This is a genomic window from Streptomyces sp. NPDC047706 (genome assembly GCF_043204795.1).
In the GTDB taxonomy this organism is placed as follows: domain Bacteria; phylum Actinomycetota; class Actinomycetes; order Streptomycetales; family Streptomycetaceae; genus Streptomyces.
The window spans coordinates 42,372-65,179 of sequence record NZ_JBIDCW010000006.1 but is presented as its reverse complement, the minus strand read 5'-3'; the positions used below and the strand labels follow the sequence as shown (position 1 = coordinate 65,179).

The following is a 22,808-nucleotide window of genomic DNA, read 5'->3' as shown; positions in this document are numbered from 1 at the left end:
GAACTGCCCTTGCGAGGGCGTTAGATTGGCTCGCTGATGGTGGACGGAGCGGCTGGTCAGGGGGCAAGGGCGATGGACAGCGACGGGACGCAGGACGCGCGGCGCGCACAGGCGAACCCGGTGCCGCGGCCGGCCGGGCCGCCGGAACCCCCCGCCGTACCGCCGAGGCCCTCGGCGCCACCACGGCCGGACGGCTCCGCCTTCCTCGCCTGGCTGCGCACCCCCCGGCCGGAGGCGGCACCCGGCGTGTGGCGCTTCGGCCACCGGCCGCGGCCCGACGAGGAACCGGAGGTCGTCCCCGGCCGCCAGCTGATCAGCGGGGCGCTGATCGCCTTCCTGGTGGGATGGCTGATCTGGTCGCTGCTGTGGAACGGCTACCTCGGCGGCTGGTGGCTGCTCCCGCTGTACGCCATGATCCCCGACTCCTGGGCCGAGCCGCACAGCTTCGGCGCCGTCGTGGCCGTGTACGCCTACTACGTCGTCATCGCGCTGATCATCATGATCGGCGTCGGCCGGCTCGGGCGCTGGGGCGAGATCTGGCGCCGCTACGGGCCGCCCGCCTGGCGCCGGGGCGCCGCCCCGGAGCAGGTGCGCCGGCCGGTGGCGGAGCAGGACCCCGCGGCATGGCCCGCCCTGCGTGCCGCAGGCGCGGCCGACGCCGCCGACCGGCTCGCCGCCGACGCGCGCTCCGGTCTGATGCGGGACGTGGACCACGCCCGCATCGCACGCGCCTGGCAGGGCGTCCGCAGCGGCCGGCACACCCTGGCCACCTTCACCTCGGCCGTGGTCAGGGACGGCGCCGCCGCCTGCCTGCACCCGTCCGGGGAACGCGATCTGCCCGCCCGGCTCGCCCGCCACGACCTGGTCACCGGCCAGGTCAGGCTCGGCACCACGGCCGACGACCCCCGCAACCCCTACGCCTACCGCGGTAGCGGCCTCGCCCTCGGCCCCGACCTGCTCGGCACCTCACTGCTGGCCGTCGGCCCGGCGGGCTCCGGCAAGACCGGCACCGTCGTCCGTCCGCTCGCCGAGTCGCTGTGCCTGCAGGCGCTCGCGGGACGGGCCGCCGTCGTCGTTGTCGGCGCGGCGGGCGCCGGGCTCGGCCCGGCCGGCGCCTACGACGTCGTCGTACGCGTCGGAAACCCGGACTCCGTCCACGACCTCGACCTGTACGGCGGCACCACCGACCCCGACGAGGCCGCGGCCGTACTGGCCGAGGCGCTCGCCGGAGACCTCGCCGACCCGCACCCGGGCAGCGACAGCCGGCGCTCCACCACCGTGCTGGGCCAGCTCCTCGGACCCTTCCGCGCCGTCCACGGCCGCTTCCCCTCCGTACCCGAACTGCGCCGGCTCCTCGACGGCGCGCCCGGCCCGATGAGCGAGCTGCGTACGGCGCTGCAGGGCGCCGGGCAGGACTCCCTGCTGCGTGAACTCGACGCCCGCGAGCGCCAGATGGGCCACCCGGGCGACGTGGCCGCGGTGCTCGCCGACCGGGTCGCGCTGCTGGACCGCCCCGCCTTCGCCGGGTTCTTCGACACCTCCGGACAGTCCCGGCCGTTCTCCCTCAAGGCGCTCGACCACCCCGTGCGGGTCCGTATCGACCTGCCCGAACGCGGGCACGCGGACGCCTCCCGGATCCTGGCGCGGCTGGTCCTCGCCCAGTTCACGGCGAGCGTGGCGGTACGGGAGGACCGGTCGCTGTTCGCCTGCCTGGTCCTGGACGACGCGACGGGCGTGGTGACGCCGGAGGCCGTGCGCGGCATCCAGCGGCTGCGCTCGGCGCACGCCGGGGCCGTACTGACACTGCGCACCCTGGACGACGTACCGCGCCCGCTGCGTGGCCCCCTGCTCGGCACCACCGGATGCCGGGTCGCGCTGTCCGGGCTCACCCCGTGGGACGGCCAGGACTTCGCCGAGGTGTGGGGCAAGGAGTGGACCGAGACACGGGACGTCACCGACCGGCAGATCATCGCGGAGACCCCGGCGGGCAAGGCCGCGCACGTGCTGCGCCGGGTGATCACCGGGAAGGCGCCCACCGCGAGGGCGGTCACCGTGCGGCAGGTCGAGCGGGAGCGCTGGTCCGCCTCCGAACTGGCGCACGCGGTGCCGCCGGGGCACGCCGTGCTGTCGCTCACGAACGTCAAGGGCGAGCACGCCCCTCCGCTGCTGGTGGACCTGCGCGACTGAGGAATCCGGGATGCCGGGCCCGTACGGTAAGGCAGAATCGACACAGGTCGTTCATACGCGGCGGCCAAAAGATCACAACGATCAGCCGATCTCCGTAGACCCGTAGCGCCCCCGACCTGAAGGCCTCATGCCCCCCACGCTCGCCTCCCTCGTCCACCACTCCGCGCTCAAACTCACCGTGCGGGCGGGCGGGGACCGCCTCGATGTGCCCGTGCGCTGGGCGCACGTCAGCGAGCTCGCCGACCCGGTGCCGTACATGGAGGGCGGCGAACTGCTGCTGATCACCGCGCTCAAGCTGGACGCGGAGGATCCGGACGCCATGCGGCGCTACGTGAAGCGGCTGGCCGGGGCGGGCGTCGTCGGACTGGGCTTCGCGGTCGGGGTGAACTACGACGAGATCCCCGAAGCGCTCGTCGACGCCGCCGACGAGGAGGGCCTGCCCCTGCTGGAGGTCCCCCGCCGCACCCCGTTCCTCGCCATCACCAAGGCCGTGTCGGCCGCCATCGCCGCCGACCAGTACCGGGCGGTGACGGCAGGATTCGCGGCGCAGCGGGAGCTGACCAAGCAGGCGCTGAGCGAGGGCCCCGAGGGGCTTCTCGCCGCACTCGCCGCCCAGGTCGACGGGTGGGCGGCGCTGTACGACGCCTCGGGCGCCGTCGCCGCCGCCGCGCCGGAGTGGGCCGGCCGCCGGGCGGCGCGGCTCACGGCGGACGTGGAGCGGCTGCGGGAGCGGCCCGCGCCGGCCAGCTCGGTCGTCGGCGGGCCCGAGCACGAGGACCGCGTCGAGCTGCACACCATCGGCACAGGACGGCGCCCGCGCGCGGCACTCGCCGTCGGCACGGCCGCGGCGCTCGGCACCGCCGGGCGCTACGCCCTCCACTCGGCCATCGCCCTGCTCACCCTGACCACCGAACGCTCCCGCTCTCTCCGGGCCGCCGAGCAGCGGATCGGCGCGGCCGTGCTGCGCATGCTGCTCGCCGGTCAGCCCGACCACGCCCGCGCCGTCGCCGGTGACCTGTACGGCGGCCTCCTCGACGCCCCCTACCGGATCGTCCTGGCCGAGTGCGCCTCGGGGCACGCCGGCATCGCCGAGGCCGTGGAGGCGGCAACCGCCCGGTCCGGGGAGTCGGTGCTGGCCGTTCCCGAGGGCGACGGGGAGCGGCTGGTGGTGCTGGCGGCCGACGGGGGCGCGGCGGTCGCGGCGTGCGTGCAGTACGCGGCCGTCCTGGAGGCGGCACGGGCGGGCCAGGAGCCGTCGGCCGGGGAGGAGGACGATTTGGTGGTCGGCCTCTCGGCACCGGCCGGCCCGATCGCGGCGGCGGCCGCCTACAAACAGGCCGAGCAGGCGCTGTCGGTGGCCCGGCGCCGGGGCCGGGTGCTGGTCGAGCACGAGCAGCTGGCAGCCGGGTCGGTCCTGCCGCTCCTCGCCGACGACGCGGTCCGGGCCTTCGCGGACGGCCTGCTGCGCGCGCTGCACGAGCACGACGCCACCGGGCGCGGCGATCTGGTCGCCTCCCTGCGGGCCTGGCTGTCCCGGCACGGCCAGTGGGACGCGGCGGCCGCCGACCTCGGTGTCCACCGGCACACACTGCGCTACCGGATGCGGCGCGTGGAGGAGATCCTCGGCCGGTCGCTGGACGATCCGGATGTCCGGATGGAGCTCTGGCTGGCGCTGAAGGCGACGTCGGCGGAGTAGCCCTGCCGCGCCGCCGGAGCGGGGGCACGCGTGACGGCAGTCCAAACCGGCGTACCCCCGCCCTTGACTGCTACGGATCGGACAACCGCGCCCCTTGCCCCCCACACCTACCGTTGAGGTGGAACGCCGAACTCCAAGCACACCTCAACGCGGAAGGGCCGGGACTCTATGACCGCCACCCACGCCTTCTGGCTCGCCGGCCGCCAGGCCACCGGCCAGGACAGCTTCGACGTCACCTCCCCGTGGGACGGCCGGCTCGTCGGCAAGGTCAGCGTGCCCACCGACGCGCAGGTCGAACAGGCCGTGGCCGCCGCACACGCCGTCCGGGACGAGTTCGCCGCCACCCCGGCGCACGTCCGCGCCGCCGCCCTCGACCACGTCAGCAAGCGGCTGGCCGAGCGCACCGAGGAGATCGCCGAGCTGATCTCCGCCGAGAACGGCAAGCCGGTCAAGTGGGCGCGCGGCGAGGTCGGCCGCGCCGTCTCCGTGTTCCGGTTCGCCGCCGAGGAAGCCCGCCGCTTCAACGGCGCAGACGCCCAGCGCCTCGACACCGAGGCCGGCGGCCAGGGCCGCCTCGCCCTGACCCGGCGCTTCCCGAAGGGCGTCGTCCTCGGCATCGCCCCGTTCAACTTCCCGCTGAACCTGTGCGCCCACAAGGTCGCCCCGGCCATCGCCGCCGGTGCCCCGATCATCCTCAAGCCGGCGCCGGCGACTCCGCTCTCCGGCCTGGTCATCGGTGACCTGCTCGCCGAGACCGACCTGCCGGCCGGTTCCTGGAGCATCCTCCCGGTGCCCAACGAGGCCATGCCCGCCCTCGTCCAGGACGAGCGCCTGCCGGTCATCTCCTTCACCGGTTCCGAGAAGGTCGGCTACGCGATCATGGACTCGGTCCCGCGCAAGCACTGCACCCTGGAGCTGGGCGGCAACGGCGCGGCCGTCGTCCTCGCCGACTACGCCTGCGACGAGGACCTGGACTGGGCCGCGAACCGCATCGCCACCTTCTCCAACTACCAGGGCGGCCAGTCCTGCATCTCGGTGCAGCGCGTGATCGCGGACGCGTCGGTGTACGACCGTCTCCTCCCGCGCATCGTCGCCGCCGTCGAGGCCCAGGTCACCGGCGACCCCTCCGACGCCAGGACGGATGTCGGCCCGCTGGTCAGCGAGGACGCCGCCCGGCGCGTCGAGTCCTGGGTCGACGAGGCGGTCGGGGCCGGCGCCAAGCTGCTCGCCGGCGGCACGCGGGACGGCGCCTCCTACGCGCCGACCGTCCTCACCGAGGTGCCGGCCGACGCCACGATCGCCTGCGAGGAGGTCTTCGGGCCGGTCCTGACGGTGCAGAGGGTGGACGGCGAGTCCGAGGCCTTCGCCGCCGTCAACGACTCCAAGTACGGCCTCCAGGCGGGCGTCTTCACCCACGACCTCCAGGCCGCCTTCCGCGCCCACCGCGCCCTCGAGGTCGGCGGCGTCGTCATCGGCGACGTGCCCTCCTACCGAGCCGACCAGATGCCCTACGGCGGCGTCAAGCAGTCCGGCGTGGGCCGCGAGGGCGTCCGTTACGCGATGGACGACTACACCTACGAGCGTGTCCTGGTCCTCACCGGCCTGGCCCTCTGACCCACCGGACCCAACGGCCGGAGCCCACTGTGCGGGGGTCCCGGCCGTTGTCGTGCGGGCGGTGCGGGCGGTGCGGGCGGTGCGGGCGGTGCGGGCCGGCGTGAGGTGCGTCCAGCGCGACGTCCTGGGCGATGGCGAAGCGGGGATCGAGGCCGGGGACGTAGCGATCACGGACACCCGACCGGCCCAAGCACGCAGGCGGCCGGCCCGGACGCCTCCCCGAGCGGGATCCACCAGGGCGGGAGCGCCTCGGCACCCGGCCGTACTCCGTCGACATCGGGACGAACGGCTGCGCGCGGGGTGGTGGCCGGGCCCGGGATCGGGTAGATACGAACGGGTAGCACCCGTCGGTAACCAAAACGGACCTTGATCCCTCTTCACGGCGAGGTGAGCCTCATGTCCGCAGCTCCCACCCACCGTCCCACCGTCACCGAACGTGAGGCCCGCCAGGTGGCCGAGGCGGCCCGGGAACAGGATTGGCGCAAGCCCAGCTTCGCCAAGGAACTCTTCCTCGGGCGCTTCCGCCTCGACCTCATCCACCCCCACCCGCTCCCCCCGGACGAGGACGCCCAGCGCGGCGAGGAGTTCCTCACCAAGCTCCGCGACTTCTGCGAGACGAAGATCGACTCCGCCACCATCGAGCGGGACGCGCAAATCCCCGACGACGTGATCGACGGGCTCAAGGAGCTCGGCGCCCTCGGCATGAAGATCGACACGAAGTACGGCGGCCTGGGCCTGACGCAGGTGTACTACAACAAGGCCCTCGCCCTGGTCGGATCGGCCAGCCCGGCCGTCGGCGCGCTGCTGAGCGCGCATCAGTCGATCGGCGTCCCGCAGCCACTGAAGATCTTCGGCACCCAGGAGCAGAAGGACACCTTCCTGCCGCGCTGCGCCCGCACCGACATCTCCGCCTTCCTGCTGACCGAACCGGACGTCGGCTCCGACCCGGCGCGGCTGGCCACCACCGCGGTCCCGGACGGCGACGACTACGTCCTCGACGGCGTCAAGCTCTGGACGACCAACGGTGTCGTCGCCGACCTGCTGGTCGTGATGGCCCGCGTGCCGAAGTCCGAGGGCCACAAGGGCGGCATCACCGCGTTCGTCGTGGAGGCCGCCTCGGAGGGCATCACCGTCGAGAACCGCAACGCCTTCATGGGCCTGCGCGGCCTGGAGAACGGCGTCACGCGCTTCCACCAGGTCCGCGTCCCGGCCGCCAACCGGATCGGCCCCGAGGGCGCGGGCCTGAAGATCGCGCTGACCACCCTGAACACGGGCCGGCTGTCACTTCCCGCGATGTGCGTCGGCGCCGGCAAGTGGTGCCTGAAGATCGCCCGGGAGTGGTCGGCCGCCCGCGAGCAGTGGGGCAGGCCGGTGGCGCTGCACGAGGCGGTCGGCTCGAAGATCGCGTTCATCGCGGCCACCACCTTCGCGCTGGAGGCCGTCGTGGATTTGTCGTCCCAGATGGCCGACGAGGACCGCAACGACATCCGCATCGAGGCGGCACTCGCCAAGCTCTACGGCTCCGAGATGGCCTGCGTGATGGCCGACGAACTGGTCCAGATCCGCGGCGGCCGAGGCTTCGAGACCGCCGAGTCGCTGCGGGCGCGCGGGGAACGCGCGGTGCCCGCCGAGCAGATCCTGCGGGACCTGCGGATCAACCGCATCTTCGAGGGCTCGACCGAGATCATGCATCTGCTGATCGCCCGTGAGGCTGTCGACGCCCACCTGTCGGTCGCCGGTGACCTCATCGACCCGGACAAGTCCCTCCAGGACAAGGCGAAGGCGGGCGCTCAGGCCGGCGTCTTCTACGCCAAGTGGCTGCCGAGGCTGGTGGCCGGCGCCGGCCAGCTCCCGGCGTCGTACGGGGAGTTCAAGCACGGCATCGACCTCTCGCCGCATCTGCGCTACGTCGAGCGCACCTCCCGCAAGCTGGCCCGGTCGACCTTCTACGCCATGTCGCGCTGGCAGGGCCGGATGGAGACCAAGCAGGGCTTCCTGGGCCGGATCGTGGACATCGGCGCCGAACTGTTCGCGATGAGCGCGGCCTGTGTCCGCGCCGAACTCCTGCGCGGCCGGGGCGAACACGGCCGCGAGGCCTACCAGCTCGCCGACGCCTTCTGCCGCCAGTCCCGGATCCGCGTCGACGAACTCTTCGGCCGGCTGTGGACCAACACCGACGACCTGGACCGCAAGGTGGTCAACAACGTCCTGGCCGGCGGCTACGAGTGGCTGGAGCAGGGGATCGTCGACCCCTCGGGCGACGGACCGTGGATCGCGGACGCGACCCCGGGCCCGAGCCGGAAGGAGAACGTGCACCGGCCCATCAGGTGAGGGCCCGGCGGCGCGCGCCGGGTGCGGGTCGGCACCGCACCCGCGCCCGGCGCGGCGCTTGGGTCCCCACACGGTCTTCACGCCGACTTCACGCATGCGGAAACGGGATCCGCCCGGCCGGGAACGGACCCCTCCGCGACCGTCCGGCACCCGCGTGAGGGACACCCTGCTCCGGCCGGACACCTGTTACGGCAACATGGGGGCATGAGCGAAAGCCCAGCCCCTCTCGCAGACCCGCACCTCGTCTTCGACCCGGTGACGGGTGACGGCCCGAAGGACGTCGTGATCCTCGGCTCCACCGGGTCCATCGGCACGCAGGCCATCGACCTCGTCCTGCGCAACCCGGACCGCTTCCGGGTCACCGCCCTGTCCGCCAACGGAGGCCGGGTGAGCCTGCTGGCGGAGCAGGCCCACCGGCTCCGGGTGCGGACCGTCGCGGTGGCCCGCGAGGACGTCGTACCGGCGCTGCGGGAGGCGCTGACCGCACAGTACGGGGCAGGGGAGCCGCTCCCCGAGATCCTGTCCGGGCCGGACGCGGCCACGCAGATCGCGGCCTCCGACTGCCACACCGTCCTCAACGGCATCACCGGCTCCATCGGCCTCGCCCCGACCCTCGCCGCCCTGGAGGCGGGCCGCACCCTCGCGCTCGCCAACAAGGAGTCGCTCATCGTGGGCGGCCCGCTGGTCAAGGAGCTCGCCAAGCCCGGTCAGATCATCCCGGTCGACTCCGAGCACGCGGCGCTGTTCCAGGCGATCGCCGCGGGCACGCGCGCGGACGTGCGCAAGCTCGTCGTCACCGCGTCCGGCGGCCCGTTCCGCGGCCGGACCAGGGCGGAGCTGGCGGACGTCACGGTCGAGGACGCCCTCGCCCACCCCACCTGGGCGATGGGGCCGGTGATCACGATCAACTCCGCGACCCTTGTCAACAAGGGCCTGGAAGTCATCGAGGCACACCTGCTGTACGACATTCCCTTCGCACGCATTGAGGTGGTCGTGCACCCGCAGTCGTATGTCCACTCGATGGTCGAGTTCACTGACGGATCCACGATTGCCCAGGCGACGCCCCCCGACATGCGCGGGCCCATCGCCCTGGGCCTCGGCTGGCCCGAGCGTGTCCCCGACGCGGCGCCCGCCTTCGACTGGGGCCTGGCGTCGACCTGGGAGTTCTTCCCGCTCGACACCGACGCCTTCCCGTCGGTCGGCCTCGCCCGGCACGTCGGCGAGCTCGCGGGCACCGCCCCGGCGGTGTTCAATGCCGCCAACGAGGAGTGCGTGGACGCCTTCCTGCGAGGCGCGCTGCCGTTCAACGGGATCATGGAGACCGTCACCCGGGTCGTCGACGAGCACGGCACCCCCGGCACGGGAACCTCGCTCACCGTGCCGGACGTCCTCGAAGCGGAGACCTGGGCGCGCGCCCGGGCCCGTGAACTGACGGCACAGACCGGAAACACGGCGCAGGCAGCCACCGCGGAGGCGCGTGCATGACGACCTTGATGATGATCCTCGGCATAGTCGTGTTCGCGGTCGGCCTGCTGATCTCGATCGCGTGGCACGAGCTGGGGCATCTGTCCACGGCCAAGCTCTTCGGCATCCGCGTGCCGCAGTACATGGTCGGCTTCGGGCCGACGCTCTTCTCCCGCACCAAGGGCGAGACCGAGTACGGAGTGAAGGCCATCCCGTTCGGCGGATACATCCGCATGATCGGCATGTTCCCGCCCGGCGCCGACGGCCGGACGGAGGCCCGCTCCACCTCGCCCTGGCGCGGCATGATCGAGGACGCCCGCTCGGCCGCCTTCGAGGAACTGCGGCCCGGCGACGAGTCCCGCATGTTCTACACGCGCAAGCCGTGGAAGCGGGTCGTCGTGATGTTCGCGGGCCCGTTCATGAACCTCGTCATGGCGGTCGCCCTGTTCCTCATCGTGCTGATGGGCTTCGGCATCTCGCAGCAGACCACCACCGTCAGCTCGGTCTCCCAGTGCGTGATCGCGCAGAGCGAGAACCGCGACAAGTGCACCTCGGCGGACCAGCCCTCCCCGGCCGCCGCGGCCGGCCTGAAGGCGGGTGACAAGATCGTCGCCTTCAACGGGGTCCGGACCGACGAGTGGAACGAACTGTCCGACCTGATCCGCGCCAACCCCGGCAAGGAGGTGCCGGTCGTCGTCGAACGCAAGGGCGAGGAAGTGACCCTCAACGCGACGATCGCCACCAACCAGGTCGCCAAGAAGGACTCCGCGGGCCAGATCGTCCAGGGCGAGTACGTCAGCGCCGGATTCCTCGGCTTCAGCGCCGCCACCGGCGTCGTACGCCAGGACTTCGACGAGTCCCTGGTGTGGATGGGCGACCGGATCGACGAGGCCGTCGACTCCCTCGCCGCCCTGCCCGGCAAGATCCCGGCCCTGTGGAACGCAGCCTTCGACGGCGCCGAACGCGAACCGGACTCCCCTATGGGCGTGGTCGGCGCGGCCCGTGTCGGCGGCGAGATCTTCACCCTCGACATCCCGCCCACCCAGCAGCTGGCCATGGCCCTGATGCTGGTGGCCGGTTTCAACCTCTCCCTGTTCCTGTTCAACATGCTCCCGCTGCTCCCGCTCGACGGCGGCCACATCGCGGGCGCGCTGTGGGAGTCGCTGCGGCGGAACCTGGCGAGGGTGCTGCGCCGCCCGGACCCGGGTCCGTTCGACGTGGCGAAGCTGATGCCCGTGGCCTACGTGGTGGCCGGGATCTTCATCTGCTTCACGATCCTGGTGCTCATCGCCGACGTGGTTAACCCGGTGAGAATCTCCTAGTCATACGGAGTTGGCGGTGGCCCGGCACGTTGGGTGCCGGGCCGCCCACCATCGAGTGGGTTTACCCGGGCGGGATGTGCTCAGGCGCGAACCCGTGCCGTAATCTCGAAGCCTGGAGCCCGCTGCTGACGGGACCGGATCTTGATCCACGACTTGGGGTTGCACAGCAGATGACTGCGATTTCTCTCGGCATGCCGTCCGTTCCGACCAAGCTCGCCGAGCGCCGCAAGAGCCGGCAGATCCAGGTCGGCACGGTGCCCGTCGGCGGGGACGCCCCGGTCTCCGTCCAGTCCATGACGACGACGCGTACCTCGGACATCGGTGCCACGCTCCAGCAGATCGCGGAGCTGACGGCGTCCGGCTGCCAGATCGTGCGGGTGGCCTGCCCGACGCAGGACGACGCGGACGCGCTCGCGACCATCGCGCGCAAGTCGCAGATCCCGGTGATCGCGGACATCCACTTCCAGCCGAAGTACGTGTTCGCGGCGATCGAGGCGGGCTGCGCGGCGGTGCGGGTCAACCCGGGCAACATCAAGCAGTTCGACGACAAGGTCAGGGAGATCGCCAAGGCCGCCAAGGAGCACGGCACGCCGATCCGTATCGGGGTGAACGCCGGCTCCCTGGACCGGCGGCTGCTGCAGAAGTACGGCAAGGCGACGCCGGAGGCGCTGGTGGAGTCGGCGCTGTGGGAGGCGTCGCTGTTCGAGGAGCACGACTTCCGGGACATCAAGATCTCCGTCAAGCACAACGACCCGGTCGTGATGATCGAGGCCTACCGTCAGCTGGCCGCGCAGTGCGACTACCCGCTGCACCTGGGCGTCACGGAGGCCGGTCCGGCCTTCCAGGGCACGATCAAGTCGGCCGTGGCCTTCGGCGCGCTGCTGAGCGAGGGCATCGGCGACACGATCCGGGTCTCGCTGTCGGCTCCGCCCGCCGAGGAGGTCAAGGTCGGCATCCAGATCCTGGAGTCGCTGAACCTCAAGCAGCGCGGTCTGGAGATCGTCTCCTGCCCGTCCTGCGGCCGTGCCCAGGTGGACGTGTACAAGCTGGCCGAGGAGGTCACCGCCGGTCTGACCGGCATGGAGGTCCCGCTGCGCGTGGCGGTCATGGGCTGTGTGGTGAACGGTCCCGGTGAGGCCCGCGAGGCCGACCTCGGCGTCGCCTCCGGCAACGGCAAGGGGCAGATCTTCGTCAAGGGCGAGGTCATCAAGACCGTCCCCGAGTCCAAGATCGTCGAGACCCTCATCGAAGAGGCCATGAAGCTGGCCGAACAGATGGAGGCGGACGGCGTGACCTCGGGCGAGCCGTCCGTCTCGGTGGCGGGCTGACGACACCGCACAGGGGCGCGGGGACCGCGACCAGTCGCACGAGACCCGCGCCCGCCCGGCCACGCGAACCACCCGGTCCGGCGGGCGCACACCTCGCATCGAGCGGTACCGGACGCGGGGCGGCACGGCTCAGCTTCCGCAGGTACAGTGCGGAGATCAGCAGACCCCACCCCGTGAGGCCCCGCCCGTGTTGACCCAGACCACCTCCCGGGTCCTCGAACCGAGCGACCTGGACGCCGCGCTCTCCGTCCTCGACCGGGAGCCGGTGGCCAACGCCTTCGTGACCTCCCGGGTCCAGGTCGCAGGCCTCGACCCGTGGCGGCTCGGCGGCGAGATGTGGGGCTGGTACGAGGACGGGATGCTCACGTCCCTCTGCTACGCGGGCGCCAACCTCGTGCCCATCTGCGCCACCCCTCGCGCCATCCGCGCCTTCGCCGACCGCGCCCGCCGGGCGGGCCGCCGCTGCTCCTCCGTGGTCGGCCCCGCCGAACCCACGGCCGCGCTCTGGCGCCTTCTGGAGCCGCAGTGGGGCCCGGCCCGCGAGGTCCGCGCCCACCAGCCCCTCATGGTCACCGACCGCATGCCCGCCGACATCGCCCCGGACCCCTACGTCCGCCGCATCCGCAAGGACGAGATAGAGACGATCATGCCGGCGTGCGTGGCGATGTTCACCGAGGAGGTCGGCGTCTCCCCGCTGGCCGGCGACGGCGGCCTGCTCTACCAGGCCCGCGTCGCCGAACTCGTCGGCTACGGCCGCTCCTTCGCCCGCCTCGACGAGAACGGCAAGGTCGTCTTCAAGGCGGAGATCGGCGCGGCGACCGACCGTGCCTGCCAGATCCAGGGCGTCTGGGTGGCACCCGAATACCGGGGCAAGGGCCTGGCGGCGCCCGGTATGGCGGCGGTGCTCCGCTACGCCCTCGCGGACGTCGCCCCCGTGGTCAGCCTGTACGTCAACGACTACAACACGGCGGCGAGGCGGACGTACCACAGGGTCGGCTTCCAGGAGGTCGGTGCCTTCATGAGCGTGCTGTTCTAGGGATGCGCGCCCGGCGGGCACCCGGGGCAACGCCGTTGGCGGCGCGGTCTGTCGACGGCCGTCCCGCCGCGTGTGCGGGACCGGCCGGCGACCGCCCGCACCCCGCGGACCACCGAAACCCCCCTGTAAGCTCCCCGCCATGGACCTCGTCATCGGCCCCCTGGATCTCCCCGCCCACATTGACGAAGCCCTCGCAGTCCAAGCCGCGGCCTTCGGCCTGGGCCCCGACGAAGTCGCCGTCCGCCGCCAGATCGTCCTGCGCCACATGACCTACCCCGGCGCCCGCGCCCTCGGTGCCACCGAGGAGGGCCGCCTCGTGGGCTTCGTCTACGGCATGCCGAACGACCGCGGCCACTGGTGGTCCACCGTCGTGGAGCCCTACCTCCGCGCCCAGAGCCACGACGACTGGCTCGACGACTCGTTCGTGATCACCGAGCTGCACGTCCACCCGAGCCACCAGAACCGTGGCATCGGCCGGACGCTCATCACCGAGATCACCGACACGGCGACCGAGCCCCGCTCCATCCTCTCGGCGATCGACACCGACAGCCCCGCCCGCGGCCTCTACCGCTCCCTCGGCTACCAGGACCTCGCCCGCCGGGTGCACTTCCCCAGCGCCCCCATGCCCTACGCCGTGATGGGCGCCCCGCTGCCGCTGCGCCGATAACCGATTTCCACCGTCCCGTACCGCCCGGCTAACCTCCTTGACACCACCCTTACGCAGCAGGAGTACGAGAACCATGGCGAACGCATCGGTCCAGCGCATGTCCCAGTTGATGGCGAAGACTCTGCGCGACGACCCGGCGGACGCCGAGGTCCTCAGCCACAAGCTGCTCGTCCGCGCCGGCTACGTCCGCCGCACCGCCGCCGGCGTGTGGTCCTGGCTGCCGCTGGGCAAGAAGGTCCTCGCCAACGTGGAGCGGATCGTCCGCGAGGAGATGGACGCCATCGGCGCCCAGGAGGTGCTCCTGCCCGCGCTGCTGCCGCGCGAGCCGTACGACGCGACCGGCCGCTGGGACGAGTACGGCCAGGAGCTGTTCCGGCTGAAGGACCGCAAGGGCGGCGACTACCTGCTCGGCCCCACCCACGAGGAGATCTTCACCCTGCTGGTGAAGGACCAGGCGTCCTCCTACAAGGACCTGCCGGTGATCCTCTACCAGATCCAGAGCAAGTTCCGGGACGAGGCCCGTCCGCGCGCGGGCATCCTGCGCGGCCGTGAGTTCCTGATGAAGGACTCCTACTCCTTCGACCTCGCCGACGAGGGCCTCGCCGAGTCGTACGCGCTGCACCGGCAGGCCTACCAGAAGATCTTCACGCGCCTCGGCCTGGACTACCGCATCTGCGCCGCGACCGCCGGCGCCATGGGCGGCTCCAAGTCGGAGGAGTTCCTCGCCCCGGCCGAGGCCGGTGAGGACACCTTCGCGGACTGCCCGAACGGCGACTTCGCGGCCAACACCGAGGCGATCACCTACGAGCTGAAGCCGGTGGACGCCACCGGCGTCCCGGCCGCCGAGGAGATCCCGACCCCCGACACCCCCACCATCGAGACCCTCGCCGCCTCCCTCGGCGTCCCGGCCTCCGCGACCCTGAAGAACCTCCTCGTGAAGGTGGCCGGCGAGATCGTCGCGGTCGGTGTCCCCGGCGACCGCGAGGTCGACCTGGACAAGGTCGAGGCGCACTTCGCCCCGGCGGCCGTCGAGATGGTCACCGAGGCGGACTTCGCGCAGCGCCCGGACCTGGTCCGCGGCTACGTCGGCCCGCAGGGCCTGGGCGAGAAGGTGACGTACGTCGCCGACCCGCGCGTGGCCCCCGGCACCTCCTGGATCACGGGTGCCAACAAGGAGGGCATGCACGCGAAGAACGTCGTCGCGGGCCGTGACTTCGAGGTCGACGAGTACGTCGACGTCGTGGTGGTGCAGGAGGGCGACCCCTGCCCGAAGTGCGGCACCGGCCTCAAGCTCGACCGTGCCATCGAGATCGGCCACATCTTCCAGTTGGGCCGCAAGTACGCGGACGCGCTGAAGCTCGACGTCCTCGGCCAGAACGGCAAGCCGGTCCGCGTGACCATGGGCTCCTACGGCGTCGGCGTCTCCCGCGCGGTCGCCGCCCTCGCCGAGCAGACGGCCGACGACAAGGGCCTGTGCTGGCCCAAGGAGGTCGCCCCGGCGGACGTGCACGTCGTCGCCGCGGGCAAGGCCCTGCAGACCGAACTGGCCCTGGACGTCGCCGGGAAGCTGGCGGCGGCCGGCGTCCGCGTCCTGGTGGACGACCGCGCGGGGGTGTCGCCGGGCGTGAAGTTCACCGACGCCGAACTGATCGGCGTACCGCAGATCCTGGTGGCCGGGCGGCGCGCGGGCGAGGGCGTGGTCGAGCTCAAGGACCGCAGGACGGGCGAGCGCGAGGAACTCCCGGTCGAGGAGGCGATCGCCCGCCTGACCGCCTGATCCTGTATCCGGGGCGAGCCGCGAAGGGCTTGCCCCGGTTCACGGCGGGCTCGCGGACTCCGGGGGCTGCTCTGAGGGGTTCGCCCGGGCCGACCTCGTGTCCGGGGCGAGCGGGCTCGCCCCGTTCAGAGCCAGCCCGCGAACTCCAGCAGCAGCTCCGAGTCCTGGGCACGGCCCACCCGGCGGGCCCGGACGCCCGACTCCACCGCCCGGAACAGCGTCCAGCCGCGCAGCCGCTCCTGGTCCACGTCGAGGGACTCGGCGAGGCGCTTCACCCGCCGTCGGGTGGTCGAGGCGCCCGACGGTGTGGCGATCAGGTCCTCCACCCGGTCCCGGACGAGCCGCGCCAGATCGAAGGCGCACTCGCCGACCACCGGGTCCGGGCCGACCGCCAGCCAGGGCATCCGGCCCCCGGAGAGCACCTTGCTCTGCCGGAACGTGCCGTGCAGCAACCGGTGCTCGGGGGGCGCCGCCAGCAGTTCCTCGCGCGCCGCGAGCGCCGCGTCCACCAGCGGCACGAGGTCCGCGCCGGCGCCCGCCCGCATCGCCTCCGCCTGCCGCCCGGTGCGCCCGGCCACTGTCTCGAAGGGGTGCCCCGCAGGAGGCTCCACCCACAGCTTCCGCAGCGTCCCCGCCGCCTCCAGCAGGGCCTTCGCCTCGGGCAGCGACCGCACCGACACCTCCGGATGCAGCCGCTCCAGCAGCAGCGCACCGCCCTCACCGGCCGGTTCGAGCAGCTGTACGGCGCCGAGACCGCCCCAGTGCGCCAGCGCGGCCCGCTCGCTCCCGGGACGGGCCCGCGGCGGGGCCAGCTTCAGCACCGCGGGGGTGCCGTCCGCCCGCCGCACCAGCAGCACCAGGCTGCTCCGGCCGCCCGGCACCTGCACCCGTTCCACGGTCAACTCGCGTAGAGCAACGGCCTGTCGCGCCGTCTCGGGCAGCTTCTCCAGCCAGTCGTCACCGGATGCCGCCGTCTCACCGAGCGCCCTGACCAGCCGCTGCGGCGGTTCGAAAGCCATACGCGAGATGTCCCCTTCCGGTACGCGTCACGCCGTCGGTGCCGCCGGCGCCGAGGCGGCACCGGCCCGCTCGGCGAGCCCAGGGAAGGCTACGCTCCGGCCGTGCCAGCGCACCGCCCGCACCGCCGCTTCCCGCAGCGCGGCCGCGGCCGTGCCCCGCAGCCTGTCGCCGCCCGCCCGCACCAGGTCGGAGTAGACACCGGCCAGGCGCTCCTCCAGCTCGGCGGCGAGCCGTACGGCCGTCTCCCGGTCGGTCACCTCGAACGGCAGCGCGTACCCGGCGGCCGCGGCCACCGGCTCGGCGCCCAGCGCGCGCACCTGGCGCGCCAGGGTGTCCCGCCGGGCGCGATGGGCGTCGTACGCGGCCCGTGCCTCGGTGCGCCGCTCCTCGCCGATCCGCCCGCCGACCACGCCGTATCCGTACACGGCGGCGTGCTCGGCCGCCAGCGCCGCCTGCAGGGCCCGCAGCTCCCCGTCCTTCGCCTCGCTCATGCCTTGCCCTCACCCTTCGTGAGCAGATACGCGTGCGCCGCCCCGGCCGCCGCGACCGACGCCAGCAGCCGCGCCAGCTCGCCCGGCACGCCGAGCAGCGCCTCGGCCCGCCGGTCCGCGAGCGCCCGCTCGTCGGCGGCCAGCTCGGCGAGGGCGGCCCGCTCGGTGTCCGGGACGGTCGAGGAGACGTTCCGGGAGCCCGGGCCGGTTGCCGCCGGGGTGGGGGAGGCCGGAGCCCGGGAGGTGGACGCGACGTCCCCGAACGCCTCCGCATGCCGCACCGCCGCGTCCCGCAGCGGCCGCAGCCGCTCCGCGAGGCCGGGATGGGCGGCGATCACGGCGTCGTACCGCGCGACGAGCCCGTCGCTGTCCCGGGCCGCACGCGCGCGTGCCCGGGCGGCGGCCGACGGGCTGCCGCCCGTGGTGCCCGAGCCTTCGGCGCCCCCGGAGCAGCCGGTGAGCAGGGCGGTGCCCGCGGCGGAGGCGAGCAGGGTCCTTCTGCGCGGCCCCGAGGGCATGCGCGGCGGCAGGGAATACGGCACGGCTGACGTCCTCGAAGGCTCGTACGAAGGGACCGGGCGGCTCGCCCGTGATCACGGTACCCGCGCACGTGTCCGAGTCCACTCATCGGCACCGCACAGACCCAGGTGGACGGCATCACCGTCCGGGACCGGATACCCTTTCACCAGACACGCGACCTTCCCACAACAGCACACGCGGCCGAGGAGTCACCCGGATGAGCACCACCCACAGCGAGAGGCTGCGAGAACTGCTCGAACCGCTCGTCACCTCCCAGGGTCTGGATCTCGAAGAGATCGCGGTGGACTCGGTCGGACGCAAGAGAGTGCTGCGTGTCGTCGTCGACTCCGACACCGGGGCGGATCTCGACCAGATCGCCGATGTGAGCCGTGCGCTCTCGGCGAAGCTCGACGAGACGGACGCGATGGGCGAGGGCGAATACACCCTTGAGGTGGGAACCCCGGGCGCGGAACGCCTCCTCACTCAGCACCGCCACTACGTGCGCGCCACGGGCCGGCTGGTCGGCTTCCAGCTGGCGGAGGGCGGCGAGCTGGTCGCCAGGATCCTCACCGTCGACGACGAGGGTGTCGAGCTGGAGGTGCCGGGCGTCAAGGGGCGCAAGCCCACCGCGCGCAGGCTCGCCTTCGGTGACATCGCCAGGGCGCGCGTCCAGGTCGAGTTCAGCCGCAAGGACAAGAAGGAAGAGGAGGCGTAGCCGTGGACATCGACATGAGCGCCCTGCGGGGCTTGGTCCGGGAGAAGGAGATCTCCTTCGACCTGCTGGTCGAGGCGATCGAGGCGGCCCTCCTCATCGCCTACCACCGCACCGAGGGAAGCCGCCGGCACGCGCGCGTGGAGCTCGACCGGGAGACCGGACACGTGACCGTGTGGGCGAAGGAGGACCCCGAGGACCTCGAAGAGGGCCAGGAGCCCCGCGAGTTCGACGACACCCCGTCCGGTTTCGGCCGGATCGCGGCGACCACCGCCAAGCAGGTCATCCTGCAGCGGCTGCGCGACGCCGAGGACGACGCCACGCTCGGCGAGTACGCCGGCCGCGAGGGCGACATCGTCACCGGCGTGGTGCAGCAGGGCCGCGACCCGAAGAACGTGCTGGTCGACATCGGCAAGCTGGAGGCCATCCTGCCGGTGCAGGAGCAGGTGCCCGGCGAGACCTATCCGCACGGGATGCGGCTGCGGTCGTACGTCGTACGGGTGGCCAAGGGCGTCCGGGGTCCGTCGGTGACCCTGTCCCGTACGCATCCCAATCTGGTGAAGAAACTCTTCGCGCTGGAGGTGCCGGAGATCGCCGACGGGTCCGTCGAGATCGCCGCCATCGCCCGCGAGGCCGGCCACCGCACCAAGATCGCCGTCCGGTCCACCCGTTCGGGCCTGAACGGCAAGGGCGCCTGCATCGGCCCGATGGGCGGGCGGGTGCGCAACGTGATGGCCGAGCTCAACGGTGAGAAGATCGACATTGTCGACTGGTCGGACGACCCGGCCGAGATGGTGGCGAACGCGTTGTCCCCCGCCCGGGTGTCCAAGGTCGAGGTCGTCGACCTGACGGCGCGCTCCGCGCGCGTGACGGTCCCGGACTACCAGCTGTCCCTGGCGATCGGCAAGGAAGGGCAGAATGCCCGGCTTGCGGCCCGGCTCACCGGCTGGCGGATCGACATCCGTCCGGACACCGAACAGCCGGGGGAATAGATCTCGGCCCCGAGTGGGTTGGATCACGACAGTTCCACGTGCTGCAACTGTTCGATCTCTGCCCCGAAGGGGTGAGGTCGCTACGGGGAGGTAGACTTAGCAGTGTCTGGCCGGACGCGTGCCCGCGCATGCCCGGAACGCACCTGTGTCGGGTGCCGGGAGCGAGCGGCCAAGACCGAGCTGCTGCGCATCGTGGCGATCAAGGACGCATGCGTCCCCGATCCTCGCGGTACGCTGCCCGGCCGGGGTGCCTATGTACACCCCGCCTTGGTCTGTCTCGACCAGGCGATACGTCGCCGGGCGTTCACGCGGGCGTTGCGCGCCCCGGGAGCGCTCGACACAAAGGCGTTGCGCCGGTACGTCGAGCGGACGACAGTGGCCGAGCAGGCAACACGGTAGGAAAGCTTGCCGTACGGAACCCCCCGTGCGGCCTGGTACCTCGCGAGTCGAAAGCAGGTCGAGATTGCGATGAGCACTCGATGAGTACGCGATGAGTACGCCCATGAACTAGCGACGGTCCGGCCGCAACCCGGACCTCAAAGGAGCGAAGTGGCTAAGGTCCGGGTCTACGAACTCGCCAAGGAGTTCGGTGTCGAGAGCAAGGTCGTCATGGCCAAGCTCCAGGAACTCGGTGAATTCGTCCGATCGGCGTCCTCGACGATCGAGGCGCCCGTAGTACGCAAACTGACTGACGCCTTCCAGCAGGGCAGCGGCAACGGCAGGTCCGCCGCGAAGCCCGCCCCCCGGAAGGCCGCCCCCAAGCCCGGCGCGCCCTCACCGGCGCAGGCGGCACGTCCGGCTGCCCCCAAGCCGGCCGCCCCCAAGCCCGCCGCTGCCCAGCAGCCCGCGGCTCCCGCGGCCCCGGCGCCCGCGCCGTCCTCCGGTCCGCGTCCGACGCCGGGCCCCAAGCCCGCGCCGCGTCCGGCCCCGGCCGCTCCGGAGTTCACCGCTCCGCCGGCGGCCCCGGCCCCGGCCGCCGCGTCCGGCCCCAAGCCGGGCGGCGCCCGTCCCGGTGTCCCCAAGCCCGGTGGCGCCCGTCCGGGTGGCCAGGACCGTCAGGGCCAGCGCCCCGGTGGTCAGGGCCCGCGTCCCGGCGCCTCCGCGCCGCGTCCCGGCGCCCGTCCGGCCGGTCCCCGTCCGGGTAACAACCCCTTCACCTCCGGTGGCTCCACCGGCATGGCGCGCCCGCAGGCGCCCCGTCCGCAGGGTCAGCGTCCCGGTGGTGGCCCCGGTGGCCCCGGTGCCGGTCCCCGTCCGCAGGGTCCTGGTGGCCAGGGCGGCGGTCCGCGTCCGCAGGCTCCGGGCTCCCGTCCGAGCCCCGGCTCGATGCCTCGTCCGCAGGGCGGTGCCCCGCGTCCCGGCGGCGGTCCCGCGGGGCCCCGTCCGAACCCCGGCATGATGCCGCAGCGTCCCGCTGCCGGCCCGCGCCCGGGTCCCGGCGGCGGTCGCGGCCCGGCCGGTGCCGGTCGTCCCGGTGGCGGCGGTGGCGGTCGTCCCGGTGGCGGCGGCGGTTTCGCCGGTCGTCCCGGTGGCGGCGGCGGTGGCGGCCGTCCGGGCGGCGGCGGCGGTTTCGCCGGTCGTCCCGGTGGCGGCGGCCCCGGTGGTGGCGGCGGTGGCTTCGGTGGCGGCGGTGGCCGTCCCGGCTTCGGCGGTCGTCCCGGTGGTCCCGGTGGCCGTGGTGGCACGCAGGGCGCCTTCGGCCGTCCCGGCGGTCCCGCGCGCCGTGGCCGCAAGTCGAAGCGGCAGCGGCGCCAGGAGTACGAGGCCATGCAGGCCCCGTCGGTCGGCGGTGTGATGCTGCCTCGCGGCAACGGCGAGTCCATTCGCCTGTCGCGCGGTGCGTCACTCACCGACTTCGCGGAGAAGATCAACGCCAACCCGGCGTCGCTCGTCGCGGTCATGATGAACCTCGGCGAGATGGTCACCGCGACCCAGTCCGTCTCCGACGAGACGCTGGAGCTCCTGGCCGGCGAGATGAACTACACGGTTCAGATCGTCAGCCCCGAGGAGGAGGACCGCGAGCTGCTCGAGTCCTTCGACATCGAGTTCGGCGAGGACGAGGGCTCCGAGGAGGACCTGGTCGTCCGTCCGCCGGTCGTGACCGTCATGGGTCACGTCGACCACGGTAAGACCCGCCTGCTCGACGCCATCCGCAAGACGAACGTCATCGCGGGCGAGGCCGGTGGCATCACCCAGCACATCGGTGCCTACCAGGTCGCGACCGAGGTCAACGACGAAGAGCGCAAGATCACCTTCATCGACACCCCGGGTCACGAGGCGTTCACCGCCATGCGTGCCCGCGGTGCGAAGTCGACGGACATCGCGATCCTGGTCGTCGCGGCCAACGACGGCGTCATGCCGCAGACGGTCGAGGCGCTCAACCACGCCAAGGCGGCCGACGTGCCGATCGTGGTCGCGGTGAACAAGATCGACGTCGAGGGTGCCGACCCGACCAAGGTGCGCGGTCAGCTGACCGAGTACGGCCTGGTGGCCGAGGAGTACGGCGGCGACACCATGTTCGTCGACATCTCCGCCAAGCAGGGTCTGCACATCGACTCGCTGCTGGAGGCCGTGATCCTCACGGCCGACGCCTCGCTCGACCTGCGGGCCAACCCGGCCCAGGACGCGCAGGGCATCTCGATCGAGTCCCGTCTCGACCGCGGCCGTGGTGCCGTGTCGACGGTCCTCGTCCAGCGAGGCACGCTGCGGGTCGGCGACACGATGGTCGTGGGCGACGCCTACGGCCGGGTGCGCGCCATGCTCGACGACAACGGCAACAACGTCGCCGAGGCGGGTCCGTCGACGCCGGTCCAGGTCCTGGGCCTGACCAACGTCCCGGGCGCCGGCGACAACTTCCTGGTCGTCGACGAGGACCGTACGGCCCGTCAGATCGCCGAGAAGCGCGCGGCGCGCGAGCGCAACGCGGCCTTCGCCAAGCGCACCCGCAGGGTCTCCCTGGAGGACCTGGACAAGGTGCTCAAGGCCGGCGAGGTCCAGCAGCTCAACCTGATCATCAAGGGTGACGCTTCTGGCTCCGTCGAGGCCCTGGAGTCCTCGCTGCTCCAGCTCGACGTCGGCGAAGAGGTCGACATCCGGGTCCTGCACCGCGGCGTCGGTGCGGTCACGGAGTCCGACATCGACCTGGCGATGGGCTCGGACGCCATCGTGATCGGCTTCAACGTCCGTGCGGCCGGCCGCGCGGCGCAGATGGCCGAGCGCGAGGGTGTGGACGTCCGCTACTACTCGGTCATCTACCAGGCGATCGAGGAGATCGAGGCGGCCCTGAAGGGCATGCTGAAGCCGGAGTTCGAAGAGGTCGAGCTCGGCACGGCGGAGATCCGCGAGGTCTTCAAGTCGTCCAAGCTGGGCAACATCGCGGGTGTGCTCATCCGCTCCGGCGAGGTGCGCCGCAACACCAAGGCACGCCTCATCCGCGACGGCAAGGTGGTCGCGGAGAGCCTCAACATCGAGGGTCTGCGTCGCTTCAAGGACGACGTCACCGAGATCCGCGAAGGGTTCGAGGGCGGTATCAACCTCGGCAACTTCAACGACATCAAGGTCGACGACGTCATCGCGACGTACGAGATGCGCGAGAAGCCGCGGGTGTGACAGCCGGTGGCTGACGGTGGCCGACGGGTCTTGTGCCCGTCGG

General features: G+C 72.5%; 17 protein-coding genes. 14 read left to right on the top strand and 3 right to left on the bottom strand.

Going from position 1 to position 22,808, the window contains the following annotated elements; genetic code table 11:
• Window positions 1-72 precede the first annotated feature (72 nt).
• The 10 genes from ACGF8A_RS09050 (at window position 73) to ACGF8A_RS09005 (ending at window position 15,422) form a co-directional block, all read left to right on the top strand.
• Window positions 73-2,187 (top strand): ATP-binding protein, encoded by a 2,115-nt coding sequence (locus tag ACGF8A_RS09050; RefSeq protein ID WP_393105825.1) that lies wholly within the window; start codon window positions 73-75, stop codon window positions 2,185-2,187.
• Between the two features lie 127 nt (window positions 2,188-2,314).
• On the top strand, window positions 2,315-3,883 hold the full coding sequence (locus ACGF8A_RS09045) for a PucR family transcriptional regulator (protein WP_393105823.1): 1,569 nt from the start codon (window positions 2,315-2,317) through the stop codon (window positions 3,881-3,883).
• A 168-nt stretch (window positions 3,884-4,051) separates the two neighbouring features.
• On the top strand, window positions 4,052-5,497 hold the full coding sequence (locus tag ACGF8A_RS09040) for an aldehyde dehydrogenase family protein (RefSeq protein WP_393105821.1): 1,446 nt from the start codon (window positions 4,052-4,054) through the stop codon (window positions 5,495-5,497).
• 396 nt (window positions 5,498-5,893) lie between these two features.
• Window positions 5,894-7,828 (top strand): acyl-CoA dehydrogenase family protein, encoded by a 1,935-nt coding sequence (locus tag ACGF8A_RS09035; RefSeq protein WP_393105819.1) that lies wholly within the window; start codon window positions 5,894-5,896, stop codon window positions 7,826-7,828.
• A 204-nt stretch (window positions 7,829-8,032) separates the two neighbouring features.
• Window positions 8,033-9,313 (top strand): 1-deoxy-D-xylulose-5-phosphate reductoisomerase, encoded by a 1,281-nt coding sequence (gene dxr, locus ACGF8A_RS09030; RefSeq protein ID WP_393105817.1) that lies wholly within the window; start codon window positions 8,033-8,035, stop codon window positions 9,311-9,313.
• An 8-nt stretch (window positions 9,314-9,321) separates the two neighbouring features.
• Window positions 9,322-10,614: a M50 family metallopeptidase gene (locus ACGF8A_RS09025; protein ID WP_393106236.1), complete on the top strand. Its 1,293-nt coding sequence runs from the start codon at window positions 9,322-9,324 to the stop codon at window positions 10,612-10,614.
• Window positions 10,615-10,784: 170 nt separating this feature from the next.
• On the top strand, window positions 10,785-11,942 hold the full coding sequence (ispG, locus tag ACGF8A_RS09020; protein ID WP_393105815.1) for a flavodoxin-dependent (E)-4-hydroxy-3-methylbut-2-enyl-diphosphate synthase: 1,158 nt from the start codon (window positions 10,785-10,787) through the stop codon (window positions 11,940-11,942).
• A 187-nt stretch (window positions 11,943-12,129) separates the two neighbouring features.
• Window positions 12,130-12,978, top strand: coding sequence for a GNAT family N-acetyltransferase (locus ACGF8A_RS09015; protein WP_393105813.1), 849 nt, complete (start codon window positions 12,130-12,132; stop codon window positions 12,976-12,978).
• A gap of 139 nt (window positions 12,979-13,117) precedes the next feature.
• Window positions 13,118-13,645: a GNAT family N-acetyltransferase gene (locus tag ACGF8A_RS09010; RefSeq protein ID WP_393105811.1), complete on the top strand. Its 528-nt coding sequence runs from the start codon at window positions 13,118-13,120 to the stop codon at window positions 13,643-13,645.
• A gap of 73 nt (window positions 13,646-13,718) precedes the next feature.
• Window positions 13,719-15,422, top strand: a complete 1,704-nt coding sequence (locus tag ACGF8A_RS09005) for a proline--tRNA ligase (RefSeq protein ID WP_393105809.1) — start codon at window positions 13,719-13,721, stop codon at window positions 15,420-15,422.
• 125 nt (window positions 15,423-15,547) lie between these two features.
• On the opposite strand, the gene ACGF8A_RS09000 is transcribed toward ACGF8A_RS09005, so the two are convergent.
• The 3 genes from ACGF8A_RS09000 to ACGF8A_RS08990 are packed head-to-tail and all read right to left on the bottom strand — an operon-like array spanning window position 15,548 to window position 17,475.
• Window positions 15,548-16,441, bottom strand: a complete 894-nt coding sequence (locus tag ACGF8A_RS09000) for an aminoglycoside phosphotransferase family protein (RefSeq protein WP_393105807.1) — start codon at window positions 16,439-16,441, stop codon at window positions 15,548-15,550.
• A 27-nt stretch (window positions 16,442-16,468) separates the two neighbouring features.
• Window positions 16,469-16,933, bottom strand: coding sequence for a ferritin-like domain-containing protein (locus ACGF8A_RS08995; RefSeq protein ID WP_393105805.1), 465 nt, complete (start codon window positions 16,931-16,933; stop codon window positions 16,469-16,471).
• A complete protein-coding gene (locus ACGF8A_RS08990) occupies window positions 16,930-17,475 on the bottom strand; it encodes a hypothetical protein (protein WP_393105803.1) in 546 nt (181 codons plus the stop codon). Before ACGF8A_RS08990 ends, ACGF8A_RS08995 begins: the two co-directional genes overlap by 4 nt.
• Before the next feature lie 194 nt (window positions 17,476-17,669).
• Between ACGF8A_RS08990 and rimP the strand changes: the two genes are divergently transcribed.
• From rimP to infB, 4 genes are all read left to right on the top strand, one after another.
• The gene (gene rimP / locus ACGF8A_RS08985; RefSeq protein ID WP_393105801.1) at window positions 17,670-18,167 is read left to right on the top strand and encodes a ribosome maturation factor RimP; all 498 of its coding nucleotides are present in this window, start codon (window positions 17,670-17,672) and stop codon (window positions 18,165-18,167) included.
• Between the two features lie 2 nt (window positions 18,168-18,169).
• Window positions 18,170-19,156, top strand: a complete 987-nt coding sequence (gene nusA / locus ACGF8A_RS08980) for a transcription termination factor NusA (RefSeq protein WP_393105799.1) — start codon at window positions 18,170-18,172, stop codon at window positions 19,154-19,156.
• A 102-nt stretch (window positions 19,157-19,258) separates the two neighbouring features.
• Window positions 19,259-19,555: a YlxR family protein gene (locus ACGF8A_RS08975; protein WP_393105797.1), complete on the top strand. Its 297-nt coding sequence runs from the start codon at window positions 19,259-19,261 to the stop codon at window positions 19,553-19,555.
• 150 nt (window positions 19,556-19,705) lie between these two features.
• Window positions 19,706-22,765: a translation initiation factor IF-2 gene (gene infB, locus ACGF8A_RS08970; RefSeq protein WP_393105795.1), complete on the top strand. Its 3,060-nt coding sequence runs from the start codon at window positions 19,706-19,708 to the stop codon at window positions 22,763-22,765.
• The last annotated feature ends 43 nt before the right edge of the window (window positions 22,766-22,808 follow it).

Coding starts and splice junctions, on each gene's coding strand:
- ACGF8A_RS09050 (WP_393105825.1), top strand. CDS start 73: ATGGACAGCGACGGGACGCAGGACGCGCGGCGCGCACAGGCGAACCCG.
- ACGF8A_RS09045 (WP_393105823.1), top strand. CDS start 2,315: ATGCCCCCCACGCTCGCCTCCCTCGTCCACCACTCCGCGCTCAAACTC.
- ACGF8A_RS09040 (WP_393105821.1), top strand. CDS start 4,052: ATGACCGCCACCCACGCCTTCTGGCTCGCCGGCCGCCAGGCCACCGGC.
- ACGF8A_RS09035 (WP_393105819.1), top strand. CDS start 5,894: ATGTCCGCAGCTCCCACCCACCGTCCCACCGTCACCGAACGTGAGGCC.
- dxr (WP_393105817.1), top strand. CDS start 8,033: ATGAGCGAAAGCCCAGCCCCTCTCGCAGACCCGCACCTCGTCTTCGAC.
- ACGF8A_RS09025 (WP_393106236.1), top strand. CDS start 9,322: ATGATGATCCTCGGCATAGTCGTGTTCGCGGTCGGCCTGCTGATCTCG.
- ispG (WP_393105815.1), top strand. CDS start 10,785: ATGACTGCGATTTCTCTCGGCATGCCGTCCGTTCCGACCAAGCTCGCC.
- ACGF8A_RS09010 (WP_393105811.1), top strand. CDS start 13,118: ATGGACCTCGTCATCGGCCCCCTGGATCTCCCCGCCCACATTGACGAA.
- ACGF8A_RS09005 (WP_393105809.1), top strand. CDS start 13,719: ATGGCGAACGCATCGGTCCAGCGCATGTCCCAGTTGATGGCGAAGACT.
- ACGF8A_RS09000 (WP_393105807.1), bottom strand. CDS start 16,441: ATGGCTTTCGAACCGCCGCAGCGGCTGGTCAGGGCGCTCGGTGAGACG.
- ACGF8A_RS08995 (WP_393105805.1), bottom strand. CDS start 16,933: ATGAGCGAGGCGAAGGACGGGGAGCTGCGGGCCCTGCAGGCGGCGCTG.
- rimP (WP_393105801.1), top strand. CDS start 17,670: ATGAGCACCACCCACAGCGAGAGGCTGCGAGAACTGCTCGAACCGCTC.